Genomic DNA, 22,319 nt, shown 5'->3' with positions numbered 1-22,319 from the left:
CTGCGGCGCTGCGGCGTGCGCCACACCGTACCGGTCGCCCGCACGAGGGGCCCGCCTTGGGCCGATCGGCGGCCGCGCATACTGGGGAGGCACACCGCCCTCACACCCCGCCGAGGACCACCCCATGAAGCTCAGCCGCCGTACCTCCTGGTTCCTGACCGCCTTCGGCGTCTGGTCGATCATCATCTGGACGACCTTCGTCAAGAACCTGTGGAAGGACTCCGGCGGCCAGGCCTTCGTCGACGGTGACCACTCCCGGCCCACCGCGTTCTTCTGGATCCACCTGCTGCTGGCGATCACGTCCTTCGTCCTCGGCGTCGCGGTCGGCGCCGTCGGCGTCCGTGGCGTGCGCGCCACCCGCCGCGGCCCGGCCACGGACTGACCGCTCGGTCCCCGCCGACCCCACGACGAAGGCCCCCGTCCGATCGGAGGATCGGACGGGGGCCTTCGGCCTGCCTCAGGCCGGGATCAGAAGCGGCGGGTGACCAGCGCCCGCTTCACTTCCTGGATCGCCTTGGTGACCTCGATGCCACGCGGGCAGGCCTCCGAGCAGTTGAAGGTGGTGCGGCAGCGCCACACGCCCTCGCGGTCGTTGAGGATCTCCAGGCGCTGCTCGGCACCCTCGTCGCGCGAGTCGAAGATGAAGCGGTGCGCGTTGACGATGGCGGCCGGGCCGAAGTACTGGCCGTCGTTCCAGAACACCGGGCAGGACGACGTGCACGCGGCGCACAGGATGCACTTGGTGGTGTCGTCGAAGCGCTCGCGGTCCTCGGCGGACTGCAGGCGCTCGCGCGTCGGGTCGTTCCCCTTGGTGATGAGGAACGGCATGACGTCCTTGTACGCCTGGAAGAACGGGTCCATGTCCACGACCAGGTCCTTGAGGACCGTCAGGCCCTTGATGGCCTCGATCGTGATCGGCTTCTCCGGGTTGACGTCCTTGATCAGGGTCTTGCACGCCAGCCGGTTGCGGCCGTTGATCCGCATGGCGTCGGAGCCGCAGATGCCGTGCGCGCAGGAACGGCGGTAGGTGAGGGTGCCGTCCTGCTCCCACTTGATCTTGTTGAGCGCGTCCAGGACGCGCTCCTTCGGGTCCAGCGTCAGCTGGTAGTCGACCCACACCGGGTCCGGGTGCTCCTCCGGGTTGAACCGGCGGATCCGGAAGGTGACGGTGATCAGCTGGACGCCACCGGCCTCGGCCGCGTCCAGAGCCGCCGAGTGCTTCTCCACGGTCGGAGTGCTCATCAGTACTTACGCTCCATCGGCTGGTAGCGGGTCGTGACGACCGGCTTGTAGTCGAGGCGGATGGAGGTGGTGCCGTCGGCGGCGACCTCCTGGTACGCCATCGTGTGCTGCATGAACTTCACGTCGTCACGGGTCGGGAAGTCCTCGCGGTAGTGGCCGCCGCGGGACTCCTCGCGGGCCAGCGCGGAGACGGCCAGCACCTCGGCCAGGTCGAGCAGGTTGCCCAGCTCGATGGCCTCCAGGAGGTCCGTGTTGTAGCGGAAGCCCTTGTCCTGGATGGAGACGTGCTTGAAGCGCTCCCGCAGTGCGGCGATGTCCTCGACGGCCTGCTTCAGGGTGTCTCCCGTGCGGTACACCATCGCGTTGGCGTCCATGGTCTCCTGCAGCTCCTTGCGGATCTGCCCCACGGACTCGGTGCCGGTCGACTCGCGCAGCTGCTCGACCATGCCCTGGACCAGCGCTTCCGGGTTCTCCGGCAGCGGGACGAACTCGTTCGCGTTGGCGTAGTCGGCGGCGGCGATGCCCGCGCGACGGCCGAACACGTTGATGTCCAGCAGGGAGTTGGTGCCCAGGCGGTTGGCGCCGTGCACGGACACGCAGGCGACCTCGCCGGCCGCGTACAGGCCCGGGACGATGTCGGTGTTGTTGCGCAGGACCTCACCCTCGACGTTGGTCGGGATGCCGCCCATGGCGTAGTGCGCGGTGGGCTGGATCGGGATCGGGTCCGTGTAGGGCTCGATGCCGAGGTAGGTGCGCGCGAACTCGGTGATGTCCGGCAGCTTGGCGTCCAGCTGCTCCGGCGGCAGGTGGGTCAGGTCCAGGTAGACGTGGTCGCCGTCCGGACCGCAGCCGCGGCCCTCGCGGATCTCGGTGTAGATCGCGCGGGAGCAGACGTCACGGGACGCGAGGTCCTTCATGACCGGGGCGTAGCGCTCCATGAAGCGCTCGCCGTCCTTGTTGCGCAGGATGCCGCCCTCGCCGCGGGCGCCCTCGGTGAGCAGGATGCCCATGCGCCAGATGCCCGTCGGGTGGAACTGGAAGAACTCCATGTCCTCCAGCGGCAGGCCGCGGCGGTAGGCCACGGCCTGGCCGTCACCGGTGAGGGTGTGCGCGTTCGAGGAGACCTTGAACATCTTGCCGGTGCCGCCGGAGGCGAACACGACGGACTTGGCCTGGAAGACGTGGATCTCGCCGGTGGCCAGCTCGTAGGCGACGACGCCGGCCGTCTTGCCCTCGTTGAGCAGCAGGTCGAGGACGTAGAACTCGTTGAAGAACTCGACGCCGTGCTTGACGCAGTTCTGGAACAGCGTCTGGAGGATCATGTGGCCGGTGCGGTCGGCCGCGTAGCACGAGCGGCGGACCGGGGCCTCGCCGTGGTTGCGGGAGTGGCCGCCGAAGCGGCGCTGGTCGATCCGGCCCTGCTCGGTGCGGGAGAAGGGCAGGCCCATCTTCTCCAGGTCGAGGACGGCGTCGATGGCCTCCTTGCACATGATCTCGGCGGCGTCCTGGTCGACCAGGTAGTCACCACCCTTGACCGTGTCGAAGGTGTGCCACTCCCAGTTGTCCTCCTCGACGTTCGCCAGGGCGGCGCACATGCCGCCCTGGGCCGCGCCGGTGTGGGACCGGGTCGGGTAGAGCTTGGTCAGGACGGCGGTGCGGCTGCGCTGCGTCGACTCGATGGCCGCGCGCATGCCGGCGCCGCCGGCGCCGACGATGACGGTGTCGTACTGGTGAATCTGCATGGGGGGTTAACTCGCCTCTGGCCTCTGCCGATGGTCGATGGTGCTCGCGGCTCAGATGTTGGGGTCGAAGGTGAAGATCACCAGGGTGCCGAGCAGCACGGTGAAGACCGTGGCGGTACCCATGAGCCCCTTGAGCCAGAGCCGGGTCGAGTCCTTCTCGGCGTAGTCGTTGATGACCTGGCGCATGCCGTTGGCGCCGTGGAGCATGGCGAGCCAGAGCATGAGGAGGTCCCAGCCCTGCCAGAACGGCGAGGCCCAGCGGCCGGCCACGAAGGCGAAGCCGATCTTGGAGACGCCCCCGTCCAGGATCAGCATGATGATCAGGTGACCGAGGATCAGGGCGACCAGGACGATGCCGGACAGGCGCATGAAGAGCCAGGCCAGCATCTCGAAGTTGGTGCGGGTGCGGCGCGGGGTCTTCCCGGTCCGCTTGCGCGGCGGCTCGATGACGAAGGCGTCGGCCGGGTTGCCGGTGCCGAGGCCCTTGCCGGTGTGCGCCTGCTTGGAGGGGACGACGAGCGCGTCGGAGATTTCCGTGGACATGGTCAGCTCACTTCCCGAACCAGGAGATCAGCGTGTGCTGCAGGATCCCGTAGAAGGAGCCGGCCATCAGGACGACCCAGACTCCGACGACGGTCCAGAGCATCTGCTTCTGGTACTTCGGGCCCTTGGACCAGAAGTCCACCGCGACGACGCGCAGGCCGTTGAGCGCGTGGAACAGGATGGCGGCCACCAGGCCGTACTCCATCAGGTTCACGAGCGGAGTCTTGTACGTCTGAATGACGGTGTCGTAGGACTCCGGCGACACTCGCACCAGGGCGGTGTCCAGGACGTGGGCGAACAGGAAGAAGAAGATGAGGACGCCGGTGACTCGATGAGCCACCCAGCTCCACATGCCTTCCCGGCCGCGGTACAGCGTTCCAGCCGGCACGGAAAAACCCTCCGGAAGCGATTGGGGGCTCGGCCGGCTTCGGTGTCGGTCAGCCCGGCCGGGTACGGTCCACCGGCCGCCAGCATCCTATCGACGCCTTGTCGGGAACCGCCCCCGGGGCCCCTATGTGTGATCAATCAGGCACTTCTGGCCTAGTGGGGCGGGAACCAAACCCGGCGTACTCACAACGGGTGACGGATCCGTCACGCCGGGGCAGCGGATCGAGCCCGCCGGTGCCGTCCGACGCGGACGCCGCCGGACGGACGGGCCGTCCGGCGGCACCGGGGGGCGCCGGGGATCAGCGCGCCCCGGCCTCCGAATGGGTGGCGACCAGGTGCTCCAGTCGGGTGAGGGCGATCCGCCGGAGCTCGTCCGCCGCGATCAGCCGCTCCTCGTCCGGGTCGCTGGCCAGCCGGGTGCGGATGGAGGAGAGCACGGTGTCGAGCATCTCCTCCGGGTCGACGCCGTCCAGGCAGACCACGAAGACGTGGCCGAACCGGGCCTCGTACGCGGCGTGGGCCGCCCGCAGCGCGGTGTGCGCCGCCTGGCTGCCCGGCGCGCGCATGCCGAGCAGCGGCTGCGGCATCCAGCTCTCGTCGGCCAGGGCCTCGGCGAGGTCGGCCGGGCGCAGGTCGTACGAGGCCTCGCTGGCGGCGGCCAGCAGGGACTCCAGGTCGGGGTAGGGGCGGTGTGCGGTGAGCCGCAGGGCCCAGCGGTGGCTGCCGCAGCAGGCCAACAGGGCCTCCTCGGCGGCGCCGGCGTCCGCTTCGTTGAAGCGGTGCAACCCGAGGAGGGTCGGCTCGGTGCTGGCGTCGGGCCGCTGTGACGGGATGTCGCTGGCCAGCGGGTCCTCCTCGTGAGGGCGGGAAGGGGCCGGTGGGGTGGTGGGGCGGTGAGGTGCGGGGGCTGCGGAGGGGCGTTCGAAGCCGTTCTGGCAGCTTCTCAAAGGTAGTTGAGCGCTCATCAGTTGGGGAGTGCGCGCGCGGAATTCATCCGGACGAGCTATCAAGTTGTGACGTTGACACCTGCGCGTCATCGCCCTTCCCGCCTCCGTCCGCTACGCCGCCGCCCGCGGCTCAGCCGCAGCGGGTGCCCTCGGCCGGCATGGTGCCGTCGGTCAGGTGCGCGTCCATGGCCAGGTCGATGCAGGCGCTGCCCTTGCCGAAGGCCCCGTGGCCCTCGCCGACCCGGGTGAGCGGGGTGGCCTTGGCGAAGCCCTTGGCCAGCTTCTCGGCCGAGGAGTACGGGGTGGCCGGGTCCCCGGTGGTGCCGACCACCAGGATCGGGGCGGCGCCCTCGGCCCGGATGGTGTGCGGCTTCTCCTGGGTCTTGAACGGCCAGTAGGCGCAGCCGGGCTCCGTGTAGTCGTCCACCGTGTTGTCCGTCCGGGGCGTCCGTCTGGTTGACGGCGTCGAGCTGCTTGTCGTCGTAGCAGACCACGGGGGAGCTGTCGCCGGTGCCGCGCGGGTCGAAGCCGATCACGTCGAAGCGGGTGTGCAGGGTGCCGTCGAAGTCCTTGGCGCCGTCCTTGACCATCTCGACGCCGGAGGCGCCGGGGCCGCCGGGGTTGACCATCAGCGAGCCGATCCGCTGGTCCCCGGCGGTCGCGGGGTACTTGATCAGCGCGATGTCGATCGCGTCGGCGGCGGGGTCGGCGTAGTCGAGCGGGACGTGCAGCTTGCCGCACCGCATGCCGGAGACGTCGATCTTCGCCTGTTCGGCCTTGGGGTCGGTCGGGCAGCCCGCCCAGGTGATCTGCTGGCCGTAGAACGGCTTGAGGGCCGGGTCGGCCTCGCCCTTGGGCCTCGGGGTCGGGGTCGGGGCGGCGATGGGGCTCGCGGCGGAGGGGGCGGTGGTGCCGGAGGCCTTGTCCTGAGCCGTCGTGGCCGGGTCGTCGCAGGCGGAGGTGAGCAGCAGGGTACCCGCCGCCACGGCGGTCAGCAGAACCCGTGGGCGGGCGGCCCGGAAGATCGTCATCGCACGTGTGCACCACTCGTGCACGACGCGTGTTCGATCGAGGGTGCCGGGCCGCTCCGCCGCGACGGGCTCCGGATCAGCCCCGGTGCACCTTGTGGTTGGCGGCCTGCGCCCGCGGGCGGACCACCAGCAGGTCGATGTTGACGTGCGCGGGCCGGGTGACCGCCCACGCCACGGTGTCCGCGATGTCCTCCGAGGTCAGCGGCTCGGCCACGCCCGAGTACACCGCGGCGGCCTTGTCCTCGTCGCCGCGGAAGCGGGTGATCGCGAAGCCCTCCGACTTCACCATGCCGGGGGCGATCTCGATCACCCGGATCGGCTCCCCGCACAGCTCCAGCCGCAGCGTGGCCGCGATGGTGTGCGCGGCGTGCTTGGCCGCGACGTACCCGCCGCCGCCCTCGTACGCGGCGAGTGCGGCGGTCGAGGAGAGCACCAGCACCGTGCCGTCGCCGGTGGCGCGCAGGGCGGGCAGCAGCGCCTGGGTCACGTGCAGCACACCGAGGACGTTCACCTCGTACATGGCCCGCCAGTCGGCCGGGTCGCCGTGCTCGACGCTCTCCGCGCCGATCGCGCCGCCCGCGTTGTTCACCAGGACGTCCACCCGGCCGACCTCGGCCGCGAAGGCGTCCACGGCGGCCCGGTCGGTGACGTCCAGGGTGATCGCCCTGGCCGAACCGCCGCGCTCGCCGATCTCCTTGGCCAGTGCCTCGATCCGCTCGGTGCGGCGGGCGGTCAGCACCACCTCAAAGCCCTCGTCGGCCAGCCGGCGGGCGGTCGCCGCCCCGATTCCGCTGCTGGCACCGGTGACCACGGCCACCTTCTGCTCGGTCATTGCCACTCCCTGGGGCTTATCCGGTCGTCTCACCCGATCATCTCAACCGCCTCCGCGTCCTCTCGCTTCCGGGCGCTCCTCCGCCCCTTCCTTTCGACACCGGCGCGCCCTTCGGCCTGCGGCGCCCCTTACGCCCGGTCGGCCCCTAGGTTGGGACAACCGACCCCGCGCCCCGTGGAGGACCGATGCCGCGCCCCGCCGAGTCAGCCCGCCTTTCGGAATCAGGCTGTCCGATCGATCCCCTGTACGGCCCCGAGGCGCTGGCCGGCTGGGACCCGGACACCCGGCTGGGCCGGCCGGGGGAGTACCCGTACACCCGGGGCGTCTACCCGACGATGTACACCGGCCGACCGTGGACGATGCGCCAGTACGCCGGCTTCGGCACCGCCGCCGAGTCCAACGCCCGCTACCGCCAGCTGATCGCGGGCGGCGGGACGGGCCTCTCGGTGGCCTTCGACCTGCCCACCCAGATGGGCTACGACTCGGACGCACCGCTCGCCGCCGGGGAGGTCGGCAAGGTGGGCGTGGCCGTGGACGGCGTCGAGGACATGGCGGTGCTCTTCGACGGCATCCCGCTCGGCGAGGTGTCCACCTCGATGACCATCAACGCGCCCGCCGCCCTGCTCCTGCTGCTCTACCAACTGGTCGGCGAGGCCCAGGGGGTGGCGCCCTCGGCGCTCACCGGCACGGTGCAGAACGACGTCCTGAAGGAGTACATCGCCCGCGGCACGTACATCTTCCCGCCGCAGCCCTCGCTGCGGCTGGCCGCCGACGTGTTCCGCTACTGCCGGGCCGAGATCCCGCGCTGGAACACCATCTCGATCTCCGGTTACCACATGGCCGAGGCCGGGGCCGATCCCGCCCAGGAGATCGCCTTCACCCTGGCCAACGGCATCGCCTACGTCCGGACCGCGCTCGCCGCCGGGATGGCCGTGGACGACTTCGCGCCCCGGCTCTCCTTCTTCTTCGTGGCCCGCACCACGCTCCTGGAGGAGGTCGCCAAGTTCCGCGCCGCCCGGCGGATCTGGGCCCGGATCATGCGGGAGGAGTTCGGTGCGAAGGACCCCCGCTCGCAGATGCTGCGCTTCCACACCCAGACCGCCGGGGTGCAGCTGACCGCCCAGCAGCCCGAGGTGAACCTGGTCCGGGTCTCGGTGCAGGCGCTCGCCGCGGTGCTCGGCGGCACCCAGTCGCTGCACACCAACAGCTTCGACGAGGCGATCGCACTGCCCACCGAGAAGGCCGCCCGGCTCGCCCTGCGCACCCAGCAGGTGCTCGCCCACGAGACCGACGTGACCGCCACCGTCGACCCCTTCGCCGGCTCGTACGCGGTCGAGTCGTTGACCGATGCCGTGGAGACCGCCGTGCTGGCGCTGATGGCCCGGGTCGAGGAGCAGGGCGGCGCGGTGGCCGCGATCGAGCGGGGCTTCCAGAAGGGCGAGATCGAGCGCACCGCCTACCGCCTCCAGCAGGAGACCGACTCCGGCGAGCGCACGGTGGTCGGCGTCAACCGCTTCCGGTTGGACGAGGAGGAGCCGTACCAGCCGTTGCGGGTGGATCCGGCGATCGAGCGGCAGCAGACCGAGCGGTTGGCCCGGCTGCGGGCGGACCGCTCCTCGACCGCCGTCACCCGGGCGCTGGACGCGCTGCGCCGCACCGCGGAGGGCCCGGAGAACGTGCTGTACCCGATGAAGGAGGCGCTGGCCGCCCGGGCCACCGTCGGCGAGGTCTGCGACGCGCTGCGAGGGGTGTGGGGCACGTACACCCCGGTGGAGCGCTTCTGACCGGTTCCGGGACTCCCGGGGGCCGTCGGTCGCCGGCGGCCGTCGGCGACCGACGGACCCGGAGCGACCGTGACCACCGGCCCGGGGGGTCGTTGCACAGGGCAAGCAATCCGGGGAAGGCGGCTGAAACGAGATGTCATACCCATCTGTCCGACCGGTATGCGCCCATCCGGGGACTAGTTTTCCGGAAGTCGGGCCAAAACCCCCCAACGGGCCTAGTCTTGGGGAGATGAACCGTCCTGAGCCCGCTCAGCCGGGCACCACCCTCGCCGTCGCACGACCTGCCGCCGATCTGCGCGCCCGGGTCCGGAGGCTGGAGCCCGAGCTGATCGCCTTCCGCCGTGACCTGCACCGGCACCCGGAGCTGGGGCGCCAGGAGTTCCGCACCACCAACCTGCTGCGCGACCGGCTGGTGGCGGCGGGCCTGGAGCCGCGGGTGCTCCCCGGCGGCACCGGTCTGCTGGTCGACGTCGTGCCCCCCGGCACCGCCCCGGGCACCGGGTTCCTGGCCTTCCGCGCCGACATCGACGCGCTGCCGATCGACGACGCCAAGACCGACGTCCCGTACCGCTCGACCGTCCCCGGCCGGGCCCACGCCTGTGGCCACGACGTGCACACCTCCGTGGTGCTCGGAACCGGCCTGCTGCTGGCCGAGGCCGTCCGCGGCGGTGAGCTGCGCCGCCCGGTCCGGCTGGTGTTCCAGCCGGCCGAGGAGGTCATGCCGGGCGGCGCGCTGGACGTCATCAAGGCGGGCGGGATGGACGGCGTCGGCCGGATCTTCGCGGTGCACTGCGACCCGAAGGTGGAGGTCGGCCGGATCGCCCTGCGGGTCGGCGCGATCACTTCGGCCTGCGACCGGCTGGTGCTGCACCTGGACGGCCCCGGCGGGCACACCGCCCGCCCGCACCTGACCACCGACCTGGTGACCGCGATCGCCCGGATGGCCGCCGACCTCCCGGGCGCGCTGGCCCGCCGGATGGACCCGCGCTGGGGCGTCAGCCTGGCCTGGGGCCGGATCGCCTCCGGCTCCGCGGCCAACGTCATCCCGCAGCACGCCGAACTGGAGGGCACCGTCCGCTGCCTGGAGCTGGCCGGCTGGCGCGAGGCGCCGGACCTGCTGCACGAGCTGATCGCCAAGCTCGCCGAGACCTACCGGGCCAAGTGGACGCTGGACTACCACCGCGGGGTGCCACCGGTGGTCAACGAGGCGGTCTCGGTCGCGCAACTGGAGGCGGCGATGACCGCCCGGTTCGGTCAGGACGGCGCCGAGGTGGTCGAGGGCACCGAACAGAGCCTGGGTGGCGAGGACTTCTCCTGGTACCTGGAGCACGCCCCGGGCGCGCTGGCCCGCCTCGGCGTCCGCGCTCCCGGCGAGGCCACCGTCCGTGACCTGCACCAGGGCCGGTTCGACGTGGACGAGCGGGCGATCGGCGTGGGTGTGGAGCTGTTCTCGGCGCTGGCCCTGGAGGACGACCGGGCCTGACCGTTCGGCGGGGGTGGGTGGCCGGCCCGTGGCCTGGTTGTCGAGATCCGGAGTTCCGGAAAGGTTCCGTAAACTGGGCCGGACCAAGACTCGGATCACCGTCCGCGCACGGGAAAAGAGCCTTCGGCGGGCCTTCAGACCACGGTTTGATAACAACCCGAATGCTCTGGCAGCCCGTAACACAACCGTGTTCTACGCGCGTTACGGTGGCGTCCGACCACGCTAAACGGGTGCGTGTGAGAAGGAGATACTCCCTTGCGCCGTTCAATGAAGCTCGCCGCGGTTGTGCTCTCGGGTTCCCTGGGCATGGCCTCGCTCGCCGCTTGCGGCGCAAAGAGCACTGACACCAACGCCTCCTCCGGCTCGTCCTCCGACGCCCTCAAGGTCGGTATGGCCTACGACATCGGCGGCCGTGGCGACCAGTCCTTCAACGACTCCGCCGCGCGTGGTCTGGACAAGGCCAAGGCCGACCTGGGCGTCAACGTCACCGAGGCCGAGGCCAAGACCGGTGAGGCCGAGGCCGACAAGGAGACCCGCCTCAAGAACCTGATCGACGGTGGCTACAAGACCATCGTCGCCGTCGGGTTCGTGTACCAGCAGGCGGTCGACAAGGTCGCGAAGGACAACCCGAACGTCAAGTTCGCGATCATCGACTCGAACGACAAGGACCAGCCGTCCAACGTCACCTCGCTGCTCTTCGCCGAGCAGGAGGGTTCGTACCTCGCCGGTGTCGCCGCGGCCAACAAGTCGAAGGCCCACCACATCGGTTTCATCGGTGGTGTGCAGTCCGAGCTGATCAAGAAGTTCGAGGCCGGTTACAAGGCGGGCGCCAAGTCCGTCGACCCGAACATCCAGATCGAGACGACCTACCTCACCACGCCCCCGGACTTCTCCGGCTTCAACTCGCCCGACAAGGGCAAGGAGGCCGCGCAGGGCCAGCTCGACAAGGGCGCGGACGTCATCTACTCCGCCGCCGGCTCCTCCGGCAACGGCGCCATCGAGGCCGTCGCCAACGCGGGCAAGTACGCCATCGGCGTCGACTCCGACCAGGCCAGCCAGCCGGCCCTGGCGAAGTTCAAGGGCAGCATCCTGACCTCGATGGTCAAGAACGTCGACAACGCGGTCTACGCGTACATCGACTCGGTCAAGAAGGGCTCGCCGTTCTCCGGCATCAAGCTCTTCGACCTGAAGGCCAACGGTGTCTCGCTCGCCACCACCGGCGGCAAGATCGACGACATCCAGGACAAGCTGAAGGCCGCCAGCGACGCCATCACCAGCGGCGCCACCACCATCCCGACCGCGCCGACCTCCTGAGGTCCGCGCGTCTCGGACGCGACCTGCGCCTGCCGCCTGCCCGGTAGCGCGACGATCGACACAGTTCACGGGAGGGGCCCGGCAGGGTGCGCTCAACGCGTACCCCCGGGCCCCGTTCCGTCCCCCCGTTTCCCCCCTTTGGCCCTCCGAGCGCAACGACGCGCCTCCAGACCACCAGGAGATCGCCATCACCGCATCAGACCCCGTCCCCCTGCGCAAGGACGGCACCCCCAGCGCGGGGACGGCGACAGCGGCCGTCGAACTGCGCGGCATCACCAAGCGCTTCCCCGGCGTCGTGGCCAACCACGACATCAACCTCACCGTCCGCACCGGCACCGTGCACGCCCTGATGGGCGAGAACGGCGCCGGCAAGTCGACGCTGATGAAGATCCTCTACGGCATGCAACGGCCGGACGAGGGCACCATCGCGATCAACGGCGAGCAGTGCGAGTTCCACACCCCCGGCGACGCCATCGCCCGCGGCATCGGCATGGTGCACCAGCACTTCATGCTCGCCGACAACCTCACCGTGCTGGAGAACGTCGTCCTCGGCGGCGAGAAGCTCCACGGCATCGGTGCCAAGGCGAAGGCGAAGATCAAGGAGCTCTCCGACCAGTACGGCCTGGGCGTGCGCCCGGACGCCCTGGTCGAGGACCTCGGCGTCGCCGACCGCCAGCGCGTCGAGATCCTCAAGGTGCTGTACCGCGGCGCCAAGATCCTGATCCTCGACGAGCCCACGGCCGTGCTCGTCCCGCAGGAGGTCGACGCGCTGTTCGACAACCTGCGCGAGCTCAAGTCCGAGGGCGTCACGGTCATCTTCATCTCGCACAAGCTGCACGAGGTGCTGGCGGTGGCCGACGCGATCAGCGTCATCCGGCGCGGCACCACGGTCGGCGACGCCGACCCGAAGGCGGTCACCGCCCGGCAGCTGGCCGAGATGATGGTCGGCGCCGAGCTGCCCTCCCCGGAGAGCCGCGAGTCGACCGTCACCACGGCCGAGATGCTCAAGGTCGAGAACCTGCGGATCGCCAAGACCGACGCCGAGGGCATCGAACGCGTCGTCCTGGACGACATCTCGCTGCGCATCCACAAGGGCGAGATCCTCGGCATCGCCGGTGTCGAGGGCAACGGTCAGGCCGAACTGGTCGAGGCCATCATGGGCATGCTGCCGCTGGACGGCGGCACCGTCACCCTGGACGGCAAGGACCTCTCCGGCACCCAGACCCGGGCCCGCCGCGAGGCCGGCATCGGCTACATCCCCGAGGACCGCCACAAGCACGGCCTGCTGCTGGAGGCCCCGCTCTGGGAGAACCGGATCCTCGGCCACGTCACCGAGGAGCCCAACTCCGGCGGTCTGCTGCTCAAGCCCGCCGCGGCCCGCGAGGACACCCTGCGGATCGTCCGGGAGTACGACGTCCGCACCCCCGGCATCGAGGTCACCGCGGCCTCGCTCTCCGGCGGCAACCAGCAGAAGCTGATCATCGGCCGCGAGATGAGCCACCAGCCCAAGCTGCTGATCGCCGCCCACCCGACCCGCGGCGTGGACGTCGGCGCGCAGTCCCAGATCTGGGAGCACATCCGGTCCGCCCAGCGCGAGGGTCTGGCCGTCCTGCTGATCTCGGCCGACCTGGACGAGCTGATCGGCCTCTCCGACACCATCCGGGTCATCTACCGCGGCCGCCTGGTCGCCGACGCCGACCCGGCCACCGTCACCGCCGAGGACCTCGGCACCGCGATGACCGGTGCCGCCGCCGGCCACCTGGAGTCCGAGCCGGAGGTCGTCGCCGAGGCGCAGGCCGTCGCCGCGGAGGGCACCGAGGCCGAGGCCGAGCACCCGCACACCGACACCGCCGACAAGCCGCAGGCGGGGGAGTAACCCATGACCAGTCCCAACCCCGCCGCCAAGCGCAGCTTCGCGCAGCGGATCAGCGGTGAGCGGATCGTGCTCGCACTGGCCGCGCCGGTGCTCGCGGTCGTGCTGTCCGTCGCGATCTGCTCCGTCCTGCTGGCGACCTCGGGCAAGAACCCGTTCGACGCGTGGAACGTGATGATCACGTTCGCCACCAAGTCGGACGGCCAGGTGCTGATCCTCAACCGGGCCACCACCTACTACCTGGCCGCCGCGGCCGCCGCGTTCGGGTTCCGGATGAACCTGTTCAACATCGGCGTCGAGGGCCAGTACCGGATCGCGGCGCTGTTCGCGGCCTTCGTCGGTGCCCAGGTCAACCTGCCGTCGTTCATCCAGATCCCGCTGCTGCTGATCACCGCCATGCTGGTCGGCGGTCTGTACGCGAGCATCGCCGGTCTGCTGAAGGTCTACCGCGGGGTCAGCGAGGTCATCTCGACCATCATGCTGAACTCGATCTCGGTCGCGATCGTCGGTCTGCTGCTCGTCCCCGGCGTCTTCGCGCCCGAGGCCAGCAGCACCAGCAACTCGATCCAGACCGACCCGGTCTCGGACTCCAGCCACTTCTTCAGCATTCCCACCGCCGGTGGCGACCTCTGGGGCTTCATCTTCGTCGCCGCCCTGGTCGGTGTGCTCTTCCAGTTCACCCTGACCCGCACCCGCTTCGGCTTCGACCTGCGCGCCACCGGCCGCTCGGAGTCCGCCGCGACCGCGTCCGGTGTGAACGTCAAGAAGATGGTCGTCATCTCGATGGTGGTCTCCGGCGCGATCGCCGGTCTGATCGGCCTGCCCGAGCTGCTGCAGAACTCGTACTACTACGGGCAGAGCTTCCAGAGCGGCCTCGGCTTCCTGGGCATCGCGATCGCCCTGCTCGGCCGGAACAGCCCGATCGGGATGGCCTTCGCCGCGCTGCTGTTCGCGTTCCTGGACTCCACCGGCTCGCAGCTGCCGCTGCAGGGCGGCTTCCCGTTCGAGATCGTCGCGGTCATGCAGGGCACCATCGTCATCTGCGTCGTCGTCGCGTACGAGCTGGTGCGCCGCTACGGCCTGAAGCGCCAGCAGCAGAAGGTCGGCGCCCAGCTCGCCGCCCAGGCCGCGGCCACTGAGAAGAAGGAGGTGTCCGCATGAGTACGGCGACTGCTGCTCGTCCGAAGGCGTCGGGCGCACCCGCGAAGAAGCACAAGCTGTCCTGGCCGGTCGTCCTGCTCCTGATCGCGGGCGCCCTGGTCCTGTTCGCCGCCGTGGGCATGGCCACCGGCAACCACTCGCTGACCTCCTCCGGTCAGGTCACCGCGGCGCTCGGCTCCGCCGTGCCGATCGGCATGGCCGGTCTGGGCGGTCTCTGGTCCGAGCGGGCCGGCGTGGTCAACATCGGCCTCGAAGGCATGATGGTCGCCGGCACCTTCTGCGGCGCCTGGGCCGGTTACCTGGTCAACCCGTGGGTCGGTCTGCTGGCCGGCATGCTCGGCGGTGCGCTCGGCGGTCTGCTGCACGCGATCATCACCGTCACCTTCGGCGTCGACCACATCGTCTCCGGCGTCGGCATCAACCTGCTGATCCCCGGCATCTGCGCGTACGTCAACCGGATCTACTACAGGGACTACATCTCGGCCGGTGCCGGGGCGAACCAGTCCCCGCCGGCGGATCCGCTGCCGTACATCACCGTTCCGGGGCTGTCCTCGGGCCTGAAGACCATCGAGAACCACCACTGGTTCCTGGTCTCCGACATCGCCGGCGTGCTCGGCGGCCTGGTCACCAACCTCTCGGTGGTCGTGGTGCTGGCCGCCGTGCTGATCGTGGTCAGCTACTTCCTGCTCTGGCGCACGGTCTTCGGCCTGCGGCTGCGCTCCTGCGGTGAGAACCCGACCGCGGCCGAGTCGCTGGGCGTCAACGTCTACAAGTACAAGTACATGGCGGTCATCGCCTCCGGCGCCTTCGCGGGCCTCGGCGGCGCGTACCTCTCGCTGGTCGCCGCGCACTTCTACAAGGACGGCCAGACCCTGGGCCGCGGCTTCATCGGCCTCGCGGCGATGATCTTCGGCAACTGGATGCCCGGCGGTCTCGCCATGGGCGCCGGCCTGTTCGGCTTCACCGACAGCCTCCAGCTGCGCGACCCGGAGTCGGTCCACGTGCTGATCCTGATCGTCGCGATCGCGATGGCGCTGCTCGCCCTGTGGCAGCTGTACCGCCGCAAGTTCACCGCGACGGTGATCTCCCTCGTGGTGGCCGGCGGCCTGGGCGCCTGGTACGCGCTGACCGACGAGGTGCAGCGTCCGCTGATCGTCGCCACGCCGTACGTGATCACCCTGGTGGTGCTCTCGCTGGCGTCGCAGCGACTGCGGATGCCCAAGGCCGACGGCCAGATCTACCGCAAGGGCCAGGGCAAGTGACGGCCCCCGTGATCGACTGGGCGCGGCTGCGCGAGGCGGCGCGCGAGGCGATGAGCCACGCGTACGCCCCGTACAGCAAGTTCCCGGTCGGCGCGGCGGCGCTGGTGGACGACGGCCGGCTGGTCAGCGGCTGCAACGTGGAGAACGCCTCGTACGGGCTCGGGCTGTGCGCCGAGTGCGGGCTGGTGTCCGCGCTGCACGCCTCCGGCGGCGGCCGGCTGGTCGCCTTCACCTGCGTCGACGGCGCGGGCGAACTGCTGATGCCGTGCGGGCGCTGCCGCCAGCTGCTGTACGAGCACGGCGGCCCCGGGCTGCTGATAGAGCTGGCCTCCGGGGTGAAACCGATGAGCGAGGTCCTGCCCGACGCGTTCGGGCCGGAGCGGCTCTAGCCTCTCTTTCTGTTACGCGCGTAGAGTGTCGCGAGTGGGCCGGAACCCGGTCATCTCGCGGCACTCTTCGCATTTGCCGCATATGTTTGACGCATCTGAACCCCTCTTGGAGCACGCATGGACGCCATCTCCGTCATCAGGACCAAGCGCGACCGCGGAGAGCTGAGCGACGCTCAGATCGACTGGGTCATCGACGCCTACACCCGCGGCGAGGTCGCCGACGAGCAGATGTCCGCGCTGGCCATGGCGATCCTGCTGAACGGCATGAAGCCGCACGAGATCAGCCGCTGGACCGAGGCGATGATCCGCTCGGGCGTCCGGATGGACTTCTCCTCGCTGCCGCTGCCCACCAGCGACAAGCACTCCACCGGCGGCGTCGGCGACAAGATCACCCTCCCGCTCGCCCCGCTGGTCGCCGCCTGCGGCGCCGCCGTTCCGCAGCTGTCCGGCCGCGGTCTGGGCCACACCGGCGGCACCCTGGACAAGCTGGAGTCCATCCCCGGCTGGCGCGCCCTGCTGTCCAACGACGAGATGATGGACGTGCTGCGCGACGCGGGCGCGGTCATCTGCGCGGCCGGCGACGGCCTCGCGCCCGCCGACAAGAAGCTGTACGCGCTGCGCGACGTCACCGGCACCGTCGAGGCCATCCCGCTGATCGCCTCCTCGATCATGTCCAAGAAGATCGCCGAGGGCACCGGCGCACTCGTGCTGGACGTCAAGGTCGGCTCCGGCGCCTTCATGAAGAACCTCGACGACGCCCGCGAGCTCGCCCGCACGATGGTGGGCCTGGGCACCACCGCCGGGGTCAACACCGTCGCCCTGCTCACCGACATGTCCACCCCGCTCGGCCTCACCGCGGGCAACGCGCTGGAGGTCTGCGAGTCCGTCGAGGTCCTGGCCGGCGGCGGCCCGGCCGACGTCGTCGAGCTCACCCTCGCGCTCGCGCGCGAGATGCTCGCCGCGGCCGGCGTGCACGGCAAGGACCCGGCCGACGCCCTCCGCGACGGCTCCGCGATGGACCACTGGCGCCGCATGATCGCCGCCCAGGGCGGCGACGTCGACGCCCCGCTCCCGGTCGCCCGTGAGCAGCACGTCATCCCCGCGCCCGCCTCCGGCGTGCTCACCGAGCTGGACGCCTACGCCATCGGCGTCTGCGCCTGGCGCCTGGGCGCCGGCCGCGCCCGCAAGGAGGACCCGGTCCAGGCCGGCGCCGGCGTCGAGATGCACGCCAAGCCCGGTGACACCGTGGTGGCCGGCCAGCCCCTGCTGACCCTCCACACCGACACCCCGGAGCGCTACGACTACGCCATCGAGGCGCTGGCGGGCGGCATCACCGTCGCCCCGGCGGGCACGGAGTTCACCCCGAACCCGATCGTGCTGGACCGCATCGCCTGAGGGGCCTGAGGTCTGCTCACGTACGCCGGATCAGGCGTACGTGAGCAGACCGCTGGTGTCGATGGTCCAGGGGCCGACGGCGATCTTGTCGCCGAAGACGAACTTCTCGCGGGACTCGTAGCCCAGTTCGGAATGCACGATGCCGGTGCCGGTGCGGGGACGGCAGCTGGGCGTTGAGCTGTCGGGCGATGCGCAGCACGGCGAGCTCGTGGCGCTTCACCGGCGACATCGTCATGACGATCTGACCGTCGGCGATCTCGATCTTCCCTGTCCCCGGCACCCTCGGCAGCTGATCCGCGATCCCGAGCAGCCTGGTGTACACGGCAGGATCGATGCTCATGTCCGGAGCGTATCGGCGTCCACTGTCAAGCGTCCGCGAGCGACCGCTCGCCTCGTGGTGTGCGCCTGGTGGGTGGCGTAGAGCGTCACCCCGGCGGCCAGCGCCATGGCGGTGAGGCCGACGGTGGCGGCGCCGGGCCAGCCGGTGGAGTGGTAGGCGTCGGCGCCGACGGTGCCGCCGAGGCTGTTGCCGAGGTAGTAGGCGATCAGGTAGAGCGCGGAGGCCTGGGCGCGGCCCTCGGTGGCGGTGCGGCCGACGGCGGCGGAGGCGGTGGCGTGGCCGGCGAAGAATCCGGCGGTGATCAGGACCAGGCCGAGCAGGGCGCAGAGCAGTGAGTCGGCGAGCGAGAGCAGCAGGCCGGCGGCGGTGACGCCGATGGCGACGTAGAGGGCGCCGCGGCGGCCGAGGCGGGCGGTGAGGCGCCCGGCCGCAGCGGAGGTGCCGGTGCCGACCAGGTAGACCACGAAGATCGAGGCGGCGATCGACTCCGGCAGGTGGAACGGGGCGGCGATCAGGCGGTAGCCGACGGTGTTGTAGACGGCGCCGAACACCGCCATGAACAGCATCCCGAGCGCGTACAGCCGCACCAGCAGCGGGTTGCGCAGGTGCCGGCCGACCGTACGGGCGAGGGCGCGGGCGTCCACCGGGGCCGGGGTGAAGTGTCGGGCGGCGGGGATCAGCAGCCGGAAGGCGAGCGCGGCGAGCAGGGCGAGGGCGGCGGAGGCGGCCAGGCCCCAGCGCCAGCCGAGGGCCGCGGCGGTCCAGCCGGAGAGCAGTCGGCCGCCCATGCCGCCGATGCTGTTGCCGGCCACGTACAGGCCCATCGCGGAGGCCAGCGCGCTGGGGTGGACCTCCTCGGCGAGGTAGGCCATCGCGGTGGCGGGCAGGCCGGCGAGCGCGGCGCCCTGGATGACGCGCAGCGCGACGAGGGTGGTGAGGTCGGGCGCGAAGGGCAGGGCGACGGCCAGGGCGGAGGCGGCGAGGGTGGAGGCCGTCATCACCGCAGTGCGGCCGTAGCGGTCGGACAGCGCGCTGGCGGGGAGCAGCCCGAGGGCGAGGCCGAGGGTGGCGGCGGAGGCCGTCCAGCTGGCCTGGCCGGGGGTGAGGTCGAGGTCGGCCGAGAGGACCGGCAGCAGGCCCTGGGTGGAGTAGAGCAGGACGAAGGTCGCGATGCCGGCGGCGAAGAGAGCGAGGTTGGCGCGGCGGAAGTCGCGCTGGCCGGGGCGGTGCCGGTCGTCGTGGCCGAGGGCCGGGGTGCCGGAGGTGCCGGGGGTGCGGGCGGTGGAGGCATCCGGGGCGGGCGCGGATGCCCTGGTATCGGAGGGCTGCATGTCGTCGACGGTAGGCCCGGCGCGGTTGATGCGTCCAATGCATGAAGAGTGGATGATCGATGCACTGGCGTATGAGTCGAGGTGAGGGGCGGATGGCCGTGGCGGATGTGTCGGACGGAACGGAGCAGCGGTACCGGACGGCCGAGTTGGGGCCGGACGAGCCCGCCGTGCTGCTGGCGCCCCGGCTGGCGCAGTTCGCCGCGGTGGCCCGGCTGGAGCACGTGACGCAGGCGGCGGCGCTGCTCGGGGTGCCGCAGCCGACGCTGTCGCGCGCGGTGGCCCGGCTGGAGGAGGAGCTGGGGGTGGACCTGCTGGCCCGTCAGGGCCGTACGGTCCGGCTGACCAGGGCGGGCAGGCTGCTGCTGGCCTCGGTGGAGCGGGCGTTGGCGGAGCTGGAGCGCGGCGCGGAGGCGGCCCGGGCGGAGGCGGATCCGGCGGCGGGGCGGGTGGCCTTCGGCTTCCTGCACACGATGGGGCCGGACGCCGTCCCGGCGCTGCTGCGCGGGTTCCGGGCGGCGCACCCGCAGGTGCGGTTCCAGCTGGTGCAGGACTACGGCATGGCGATGCTGGAGCGGTTGCGGGCGGGCGAGTTGGACCTGTGCCTGGTGGCGCCGCTGCCGGAGGACCCGGCCTTCACCGCCCGCCCGCTGGACGAGCAGCGGCTGCACCTGGTCGTCCCGGCCGACCACCGGCTGGCCGGGCGTCGGCGGATCCGGCTGGCCGAGGTGGCCGAGGAGCCGTTCGTCGGCCTGGAGCAGGGGTACGGGCTGCGCATGATCACGGACGGCTTCTGCGCCCGGGCCGGGTTCGTGCCCCGGCTGGCGTTCGAGGGGGAGGAGACCGAGACCCTGCGCGGGCTGGTGGCGGCCGGGCTGGGGGTGGCGCTGCTGCCGCCGGCCCTGGTGCCGCGGCCGGGGGTGGTGGAGCTGGAGGTGACCGCGCCGCGGACCCGGCGGGCGATCGGCCTGGCCTGGGCGACGGGGCGGCCGCTGACGCCGCCGGTCGCGGCGTTCCGGGACTTCGTGCTGTCCCGGCGGGGGCGGCTGCTGCACCACGACTGATTTGGCGGATCGTATGGACCGGGAGGAGGAATTCCGGGCGGACTTTGGACCATCCGGTGGTGTCCGCAGTAGGCGGTCTACGCGCGTAGGGGCTATATTTCCGCAATGGAGAAGCAGATCCCCGTCACCACCGCGGGCACGGGCCCGCGCATTCCCACCCCCGACCAGATCCGCCGCGCGCCGAAGGTCCTGCTGCACGACCACCTCGACGGCGGACTGCGCCCGGAGACCGTGGTCGAACTCGCGGCCGCGACCGGCTACGAAGGTCTCCCCACCACCGACGTCAAGGAACTCGGCGAGTGGTTCCGCGAGGCCGCCGACTCCGGCTCGCTGGTCCGCTACCTGGAGACCTTCGCGCACACCTGCGCCGTGATGCAGACCCGCGAGGCCCTGATCAAGGTCGCCGCAGACTGCGCCGAGGACCTGGCCGCCGACGGCGTCGTGTACGCCGAGGTCCGCTACGCCCCCGAGCAGCACCTGGAGGGCGGCCTGACCCTGGACGAGGTCGTCGAGGCCGTCCAGGAGGGCTTCCGCCTCGGCGAGGCCAACGCCCGCGCGGCCGGCAACCGGATCCGCATCGGCACCCTGATCACCGCGATGCGGCACGCCGCCCGCTCCCAGGAGATCGCCGAGCTGGCCAACCGCCACCGCGACCAGGGCGTCGTCGGCTTCGACATCGCGGGCGCCGAGGCCGGCTACCCCCCCACCCGCCACCAGGCCGCCTTCGACTACCTCAAGGGCGAGAACAACCACTTCACCATCCACGCGGGCGAGGCCTTCGGCCTGCCGTCGATCTGGGAGGCCCTGCAGTGCTGCGGCGCCGACCGGCTCGGCCACGGCGTGCGGATCGTGGACGACATCACGGTCAACGAGGACGGCAGCGTCGAGCTCGGCCGGCTGGCCGCGTACGTGCGCGACAAGCGCATCCCGCTGGAGATGTGCCCGACCTCCAACCTCCAGACGGCGGCGGCCACTTCGTACGCCGAGCACCCGATCGGGCTGCTCAGCCGGCTGAAGTTCCGGGTTACCGTGAACACCGACAACCGGCTGATGAGCGGCACCAGCATGAGCCGGGAGTTCGGGCACCTGGTGGACGCCTTCGGGTACACGCTGGGCGACATGGAGTGGTTCACGGTGAACGCCATGAAGTCCGCGTTCCTGCCCTTCGACGAGCGACTGGCGATGATCAACGACGTGATCAAGCCGGGCTACGCCGAGCTGAAGGCGGAGTGGCTGTTCAGCGCGGGCACCGGCCGCAACTGAGCCGGCGCGTCCCCGCGGTCGGGTGAACGCCGCTTCCGGGCAAGGAGGTTGGCGTTCATCTGACTAGTCACTCGAGTGAGTGAACGCCCTTTGGTGCTCGCGCAACCCTGTCACTACGGTGTGCCAGTCATTGCTGACAGGTCGTGGCGGCGGTCGCCCGTCCGCCCGGCCGCGCGATGTCGGCCACCGACGAGGACCCAAGGGGACGAACCATGAAGCAGGCTCTCAAGGCCGCCGGCACCGCGGCGCTCGGCATCGCCATCGCGGCGGTCGGCGCAGGCACCGCCTCCGCGGCCGGGCAGGCGGCCGGCGGCCTCGGGCTGCCCACCGGCGCGGTGACGAACCCCGCGGTGACCGGTGCGGTCACCGACACCGCCGCCAAGCTGCCCGGCGGCGACAAGGTCGCCGGCACGCTCGGCACCCTGGCCCCGACCGTCGGTCGGGCCGCCCCCGCCGACGCCACCCCGATCGCCGGTGTCACCCAGCAGCGCGCCGCCGTCCCGTCCATCCCCGGCCTGGACAAGACCCCGGTCGGCGGGCTGACCGGCATCCTTCCCGGACTGGGCGGCTGATCCCGGCCACCGGAACGACGACGGGCCGCCCGCCCCCGGACACCCCGGGGGCGGGCGGCCCGTCACCGTGCCCGCCCGTACGGCCTCACGGCTCCTGGGGGAGCAGCACCCACAGCGCCAGGTAGACCAGGAACTGCGGGCCGGGCAGCAGGCAGGAGAGCAGGAAGATCAGCCGGACGGTGAACGGCGCCATGCCGAAGCGTTCGGCGATCCCGGCGCAGACGCCGGCGATGACGCGGTTGTGGCGGGGACGGGCGAGGCGGGCGGTCATGAAGGACTCCTTGGCTTGCCGCCCGGGCCGGTCGGTCCGGCGGGCGTAGTTCCATGCTCCGCCGCCGACGGCTCGGAATCCTCCGCCCGCCAGGCG

Annotated in this window: 21 protein-coding genes; 12 read left to right on the top strand and 9 right to left on the bottom strand. The window is 71.2% G+C overall.

Going from position 1 to position 22,319, the window contains the following annotated elements:
* Positions 1-124: 124 nt before the first annotated feature.
* Complete coding sequence (locus tag ACH4J0_RS21335; RefSeq protein ID WP_396242112.1) at positions 125-382, top strand: SCO4848 family membrane protein; 258 nt, start codon at positions 125-127, stop codon at positions 380-382.
* 86 nt (positions 383-468) lie between these two features.
* Here the strand turns inward: ACH4J0_RS21335 and ACH4J0_RS21330 are convergent, their stop codons facing one another.
* From ACH4J0_RS21330 to ACH4J0_RS21300, 7 genes are all read right to left on the bottom strand, one after another.
* Entirely contained in the window at positions 469-1,242 is a 774-nt protein-coding gene (locus ACH4J0_RS21330; RefSeq protein WP_396242111.1) for a succinate dehydrogenase iron-sulfur subunit, read from the bottom strand.
* Positions 1,242-2,984, bottom strand: a complete 1,743-nt coding sequence (gene sdhA, locus ACH4J0_RS21325) for a succinate dehydrogenase flavoprotein subunit (protein WP_396242110.1) — start codon at positions 2,982-2,984, stop codon at positions 1,242-1,244. The genes ACH4J0_RS21330 and sdhA overlap by 1 nt, the downstream gene beginning before the upstream one ends.
* A gap of 51 nt (positions 2,985-3,035) precedes the next feature.
* Positions 3,036-3,527 (bottom strand): succinate dehydrogenase, hydrophobic membrane anchor protein, encoded by a 492-nt coding sequence (gene sdhD / locus ACH4J0_RS21320; RefSeq protein WP_396242109.1) that lies wholly within the window; start codon positions 3,525-3,527, stop codon positions 3,036-3,038.
* A 7-nt stretch (positions 3,528-3,534) separates the two neighbouring features.
* Complete coding sequence (gene sdhC, locus ACH4J0_RS21315) at positions 3,535-3,915, bottom strand: succinate dehydrogenase, cytochrome b556 subunit (RefSeq protein ID WP_033332398.1); 381 nt, start codon at positions 3,913-3,915, stop codon at positions 3,535-3,537.
* 298 nt (positions 3,916-4,213) lie between these two features.
* Positions 4,214-4,699 (bottom strand): 2-oxo-4-hydroxy-4-carboxy-5-ureidoimidazoline decarboxylase, encoded by a 486-nt coding sequence (locus tag ACH4J0_RS21310; protein WP_396242108.1) that lies wholly within the window; start codon positions 4,697-4,699, stop codon positions 4,214-4,216.
* A gap of 292 nt (positions 4,700-4,991) precedes the next feature.
* Positions 4,992-5,288 carry an alpha/beta hydrolase gene (locus tag ACH4J0_RS21305; protein WP_396242107.1) on the bottom strand — a complete coding sequence of 99 codons (297 nt, stop codon included), beginning with the start codon at positions 5,286-5,288 and terminating at the stop codon, positions 4,992-4,994.
* Positions 5,289-5,968: 680 nt separating this feature from the next.
* Positions 5,969-6,724 (bottom strand): SDR family oxidoreductase, encoded by a 756-nt coding sequence (locus ACH4J0_RS21300; protein WP_396242106.1) that lies wholly within the window; start codon positions 6,722-6,724, stop codon positions 5,969-5,971.
* Between the two features lie 185 nt (positions 6,725-6,909).
* Between ACH4J0_RS21300 and ACH4J0_RS21295 the strand changes: the two genes are divergently transcribed.
* The 8 genes from ACH4J0_RS21295 (at position 6,910) to ACH4J0_RS21260 (ending at position 17,385) form a co-directional block, all read left to right on the top strand.
* Positions 6,910-8,508, top strand: coding sequence for a methylmalonyl-CoA mutase (locus ACH4J0_RS21295; protein WP_396242105.1), 1,599 nt, complete (start codon positions 6,910-6,912; stop codon positions 8,506-8,508).
* A 229-nt stretch (positions 8,509-8,737) separates the two neighbouring features.
* On the top strand, positions 8,738-9,991 hold the full coding sequence (locus ACH4J0_RS21290) for an amidohydrolase (RefSeq protein WP_396242104.1): 1,254 nt from the start codon (positions 8,738-8,740) through the stop codon (positions 9,989-9,991).
* A 255-nt stretch (positions 9,992-10,246) separates the two neighbouring features.
* Positions 10,247-11,305 carry a BMP family protein gene (locus ACH4J0_RS21285; RefSeq protein ID WP_396242103.1) on the top strand — a complete coding sequence of 353 codons (1,059 nt, stop codon included), beginning with the start codon at positions 10,247-10,249 and terminating at the stop codon, positions 11,303-11,305.
* A 295-nt stretch (positions 11,306-11,600) separates the two neighbouring features.
* A complete protein-coding gene (locus tag ACH4J0_RS21280) occupies positions 11,601-13,181 on the top strand; it encodes an ABC transporter ATP-binding protein (RefSeq protein WP_396242102.1) in 1,581 nt (526 codons plus the stop codon).
* Between the two features lie 3 nt (positions 13,182-13,184).
* A complete protein-coding gene (locus tag ACH4J0_RS21275) occupies positions 13,185-14,339 on the top strand; it encodes an ABC transporter permease (RefSeq protein ID WP_396242101.1) in 1,155 nt (384 codons plus the stop codon).
* On the top strand, positions 14,336-15,601 hold the full coding sequence (locus ACH4J0_RS21270; protein WP_396242100.1) for an ABC transporter permease: 1,266 nt from the start codon (positions 14,336-14,338) through the stop codon (positions 15,599-15,601). Before ACH4J0_RS21275 ends, ACH4J0_RS21270 begins: the two co-directional genes overlap by 4 nt.
* Positions 15,598-15,990 carry a cytidine deaminase gene (locus ACH4J0_RS21265; RefSeq protein WP_396242099.1) on the top strand — a complete coding sequence of 131 codons (393 nt, stop codon included), beginning with the start codon at positions 15,598-15,600 and terminating at the stop codon, positions 15,988-15,990. Before ACH4J0_RS21270 ends, ACH4J0_RS21265 begins: the two co-directional genes overlap by 4 nt.
* 117 nt (positions 15,991-16,107) lie before the next feature.
* A complete protein-coding gene (locus ACH4J0_RS21260) occupies positions 16,108-17,385 on the top strand; it encodes a thymidine phosphorylase (RefSeq protein WP_396242098.1) in 1,278 nt (425 codons plus the stop codon).
* Positions 17,386-17,721: 336 nt separating this feature from the next.
* Here the strand turns inward: ACH4J0_RS21260 and ACH4J0_RS21255 are convergent, their stop codons facing one another.
* Complete coding sequence (locus tag ACH4J0_RS21255) at positions 17,722-19,056, bottom strand: MFS transporter (protein ID WP_396242097.1); 1,335 nt, start codon at positions 19,054-19,056, stop codon at positions 17,722-17,724.
* Positions 19,057-19,148: 92 nt separating this feature from the next.
* Here ACH4J0_RS21255 and ACH4J0_RS21250 point away from each other — a divergent pair, with 92 nt between their 5' ends.
* From ACH4J0_RS21250 to ACH4J0_RS21240, 3 genes are all read left to right on the top strand, one after another.
* On the top strand, positions 19,149-20,117 hold the full coding sequence (locus tag ACH4J0_RS21250; RefSeq protein ID WP_396242096.1) for a LysR family transcriptional regulator: 969 nt from the start codon (positions 19,149-19,151) through the stop codon (positions 20,115-20,117).
* A 105-nt stretch (positions 20,118-20,222) separates the two neighbouring features.
* Positions 20,223-21,380, top strand: coding sequence for an adenosine deaminase (locus ACH4J0_RS21245; RefSeq protein ID WP_396242095.1), 1,158 nt, complete (start codon positions 20,223-20,225; stop codon positions 21,378-21,380).
* 212 nt (positions 21,381-21,592) lie between these two features.
* Positions 21,593-21,952 carry an ATP-binding protein gene (locus ACH4J0_RS21240; protein WP_396242094.1) on the top strand — a complete coding sequence of 120 codons (360 nt, stop codon included), beginning with the start codon at positions 21,593-21,595 and terminating at the stop codon, positions 21,950-21,952.
* An 85-nt stretch (positions 21,953-22,037) separates the two neighbouring features.
* Here ACH4J0_RS21240 and ACH4J0_RS21235 read toward each other — a convergent pair whose 3' ends face one another.
* The gene (locus tag ACH4J0_RS21235) at positions 22,038-22,223 is read right to left on the bottom strand and encodes a PspC domain-containing protein (protein ID WP_396242093.1); all 186 of its coding nucleotides are present in this window, start codon (positions 22,221-22,223) and stop codon (positions 22,038-22,040) included.
* Between the last annotated feature and the right edge of the window lie 96 nt (positions 22,224-22,319).

Source organism: Kitasatospora sp. NPDC017646, assembly GCF_044329365.1.
In the GTDB taxonomy this organism is placed as follows: domain Bacteria; phylum Actinomycetota; class Actinomycetes; order Streptomycetales; family Streptomycetaceae; genus Kitasatospora.
The sequence above is the reverse complement of the archived record's forward strand: the minus strand, read 5'-3'. Positions and strand labels throughout refer to the sequence as shown.